The sequence below is a fragment of the Halomonas sp. ND22Bw genome (assembly GCF_003011945.1).
Classification (GTDB): Bacteria; Pseudomonadota; Gammaproteobacteria; order Pseudomonadales; family Halomonadaceae; genus Halomonas; species Halomonas halophila.
In genome coordinates this window covers 1-359 of sequence record NZ_PXWD01000351.1, presented here as the reverse complement: position 1 = coordinate 359, position 359 = coordinate 1, and the positions used below count along the sequence as shown (strand labels likewise).

At 64.6% G+C, this 359-nt stretch carries 1 protein-coding gene; it reads right to left on the bottom strand.

What is annotated here, in order from left to right; all coding sequences use genetic code 11:
• Window positions 1-88: 88 nt before the first annotated feature.
• Window positions 89-359: multidrug efflux SMR transporter (locus CVH10_RS18390; protein WP_106489370.1), on the bottom strand; the 271-nt coding region annotated here is incomplete at its 5' end.

Sequence of the window (359 nt, the reverse complement as noted above, 5' to 3'; positions counted from 1 at the left end):
CCACGCTCTGCCACGAGGACGGCAGCGCCGTCGATCAGCACCTGCCTGACCCGTTCGGGGTCTTTCCTGCGGGTGCCGACCTCGCTTTTCAATGCGCGCCCGACTTCGAGAAGGCGTTCACCACGATGACACCGGCGACGATCAGTCCGATGCCGGCGACCGCGATCCAGTCGAGGCGCTGCTTGAAGACAACGACGCTGACGACGGCAGTCAGGATGATGCCGACGCCACCCCAGATCGCATAGGCAATACCGAGCGGAAGGTGCCGTAGCGCCTGCGCCAGCAGGTAGAAGGAAGCCGCGTAGAAGGCAGCGGACGCGAGCGTTGGAACCAGCTTCGTGATGTGTTCCGATCGGGCG